Source organism: Endozoicomonas atrinae, from assembly GCF_001647025.1.
GTDB classification, from domain to species: domain Bacteria; phylum Pseudomonadota; class Gammaproteobacteria; order Pseudomonadales; family Endozoicomonadaceae; genus Endozoicomonas; species Endozoicomonas atrinae.
The window spans coordinates 1-3,481 of the sequence record NZ_LUKQ02000404.1 but is presented as its reverse complement, the minus strand read 5'-3'; the positions used below and the strand labels follow the sequence as shown (position 1 = coordinate 3,481).

Annotated in this window: 2 protein-coding genes and 1 pseudogene; 2 read left to right on the top strand and 1 reads right to left on the bottom strand. The window is 44.1% G+C overall.

What is annotated here, in order from left to right; translation table 11 throughout:
- Positions 1–190: pseudogene (locus AK963_RS36055) on the top strand (IS630 family transposase); the annotation flags it as partial.
- A gap of 265 nt (positions 191–455) precedes the next feature.
- Here the strand turns inward: AK963_RS36055 and gorA are convergent.
- Positions 456–1,823, bottom strand: coding sequence for a glutathione-disulfide reductase (gene gorA, locus AK963_RS26995; RefSeq protein ID WP_066018436.1), 1,368 nt, complete (start codon positions 1,821–1,823; stop codon positions 456–458).
- A gap of 749 nt (positions 1,824–2,572) precedes the next feature.
- On the opposite strand from gorA, the gene AK963_RS26990 reads away from it, so the two are divergent.
- Entirely contained in the window at positions 2,573–2,932 is a 360-nt protein-coding gene (locus tag AK963_RS26990) for a nuclear transport factor 2 family protein (RefSeq protein WP_066018435.1), read from the top strand.
- Positions 2,933–3,481: the final 549 nt, after the last annotated feature.

Genomic DNA, 3,481 nt, shown 5'->3' with positions numbered 1-3,481 from the left:
ACCATTCGCACCGGAGTTAAACAGCTCAGAAAGGCTATGGGAGTGGATGCGGGAGCATGACTTATCAAACAAAGCATTTTCAGGTTATGAAAATATTGTAGATTGTTGCTGTGAAGCTTGGAATAACCTTTGCAGCGAAGCTGGTCGACTGTTCAGTCTGTGCTCCCGTGATTGGGCAGTTATACAGTAGTTAGAAAATTCAATTGGTATCACTGGCTGTCGCCGAGGAGCTAAAATTTCGTGGATTAAGAAATCCTTCATAGCCAAATTTATTCACTCTTTTTTGCCAATCGCTGTAACTCCAGCGTGGTACTAAAGACATAAAACCATACTCCGATACACTGTCGTTTTGTACAAATCAGAGTATGGTCTAGTTATAAAAAGTTGCCAGAATATTTATGAGTTGCCAAAACATTTATGAGTTGTCAAAACAATTATACTCCTCCAAAAGACCATCACCGCATTGTGACAAACTCTTCAGCAGAAGTTGGATGAATGGCAACGGTATTATCAAAGTCAGCTTTGGTAGCCCCCATCTTTAAAGCCACGGCAAAACCCTGAAGCATCTCATCCGCACCATGTCCAATAGCATGGATACCGACAATTTTTTCTTCTGGGCCAACGGTCACCAGCTTCATGCGTGATGGCTGTCGATGACTGGTCAATGCACTGTACATCGCCGTAAACTGGCTGGTGTACACTTTGACATTCTCGTCACCGTACTCCTCACGGGCAGCCAGTTCACTTAAACCCACGGTGCCAATTGGGGGGTGACTGAAAACAACTGTGGCCACATTGTCGTAGTTCAAATGCTCATCCGGCTTATTATTGAACAGGCGCTCCGACAGACGACGACCTGCGGCAACAGCAACGGGAGTCAACTCAATTTTACCGATGTTGTCACCCACGGCATAAACTCCATCAACATTGGTATTCTGATACTTATCAACAGGAATGTAACCCCGTGCATCAACCGTAACACCTGCTGCGCCCAAGTTGATGCCAGAAGTATGCGGCTTACGGCCTACAGCCCAGATCACGGTATCAACATTGACTGAATTACCGTTTTCCAAATGAACAGTCAGACTCCCATCGTCTTCTTTTACAACTTCTCTTGGTACTGAATGAGTATGAAGCTGAGGACCTTCGGACTCCATCACTTCTACCAGCGTATCCGACAGCATCTCTTCAAAATTACGCAGGGGTTTGTGTTTACGAACCAGCAAGTGCGTTTCGCTGCCCAGTGCGTGTAAAACACCGGCCAGCTCAACAGCTATGTAACCTGCACCCAGTACAGCCACCCGACCAGGGCGCTCAGTCAACTCAAAGAAACCATCGGAGTCAATACCGTACTCTGCTCCGGGAACATCTGGAATCAGCGGCTCACCACCGGTTGCAATGGTGATATGGTCTGCTGTGTAGTGCTCACCATTCACCTCTACCGTTCTGGCATCAATAAAACGTCCATAGCCGCTTATTACGGTAATTTTATTGTTACCCAGAACTCGTTCATAAGAAGCATGTATACGACTGATGTAGGATTCCCGGCTTTCGACAAGCTTACTCCAGCTGAACGACTTCAACTGCTCTTCAATACTGATATCAAAGCCGTAGTCAGGCCCATAACGACAGGCATCAGCAATTTGTCCGGCAAACCACATGGCTTTCTTAGGAACACAGCCCACGTTGACGCAGGTACCTCCCAGGTGCTTAGCCTCTACCAGCGCCACTTTTTTACCGTACATAGCTGCACGATTTGCTGAAGCGATACCACCGCTTCCACCGCCGATTACCAGATAATCAAAGTGGTTTGATGTCGTCATTTTATTGTCCTGATCATTGCAGAGTTGGCAAAAGCCTGCTGGGGAAAATCTCTGAGTACTCTATAAGGTCAAACTGCCTGATTTAAAGTATCAATGTGCATTTGATACCGATAACGCAACATGAGCAACCCTCTTGATCATCTGAAATTACTAGCATGAGTATGCTAGTCCATATGTGTTACGTATATTCCGAAGGTTACATTCAGTGAGTAAACGCAGTAACAGGAAAACAACACCAGACATCTATTTATAAAATAGTAATTTCCTGTTTACCCCCCTGTTTACCAAGGTCTGCAAAGATTTTTATAAAAACTGGCACGTCAATTGTATTATGTCAGGCGAGAACAAAAATCGTCAGAATATAACAACAACAATAATGACGACTCCCAGCCTACAAAAATAATAATATAAGGTCGGGTGACTCAAGCAGACAGGTTTGCACGGTACCTCAAGGTAGCCGACAAACAGGGACAAGAAAGCCGAGAAGACTGACTGAGTCTGGTAACAGGCTACAAAAGGCAGCGCGGGCATTCGACAAGGAAGAAATAAAGAGCTTCTGTGTATCTGTAAACCTGTCTGTTTGTTTATTTTCCTATTTCCATAAACCTCTTCCCCCTTTTGGATTAACTACCTACTTTATTCGCTTGGAACTATCCTGCCTGTGACAACTTGAAGCAGGCCGATATGTCGACTTAGTGCTATGTTGTGAGTCTTGGATATCTACTCACAAACCATTGGCATCTCACATTATGACAAACGATGAACAGGTTGAAGCCGCCAGAGCCTATGTTGCTCTGTCCAATGCCCACAGGCTGGACTGGATATCTCCGATGCTTGATGAAAGTGCCAGTTACTACTCTGCATTTCTTGGTGACTTCCAGGGAAAGAGTGCCATTCTCGATATGATGGCCGCTTTTTTTTCAAAAATCCCCGACGTGAACTGGCATGTCAACAGCTACCGAAACCTGAACGGCAGTTGTGTAGAACTTGAGTTTGTTAGAACGGGTACGGATATTGAGTCGGATGAGCCGGTAAAAATACCAGGTATAGAAAGGATCTTTTTCTCTAACGAAGGACAGATCAGTCGTATAGAAGTGCATAAAGCTTAAACCATTCAAACCTGTTACCCTGGTTACAATCTTCACAACCCAGTACTCAACAAGTAACAGATCATCTCTCGCCCACAACATAGACCGAAAGACAGATAAAATACATTATCTTTAAATATCAATCAGTTATCGATAACAAACCATTTTTGGCACACCCTTTGTATATGTCCAGTCGCAAACAAAAAATGCCAAACAATAACAACAACATGGCACATCCTGACCATCAATAACAAAAACAACAGGTCAGCGATTAAAGCAGATAAGTTTGCAGGATACTGAAGGACATCAACTGGCAAATTGATGGAATGTTAAAAGATTGCCGCAGCTTCTTCGGAAGACTGCACCATCAGGAAGGCAACAGGACATACCAGACATCTGTCAGTCAATAACAACAATAAAGATGCCTGGTAGTTTGTAAACTTATACCAATCGCATTTTCTAAATCCTTAAGCTGCCGCCAACTATGCTTAGGCATCATTACCATGCATTATCTAGAACAGATGTCTCGTCGACCACAGCTACCCGAAGGTTTTAATGATGTTGATTTTC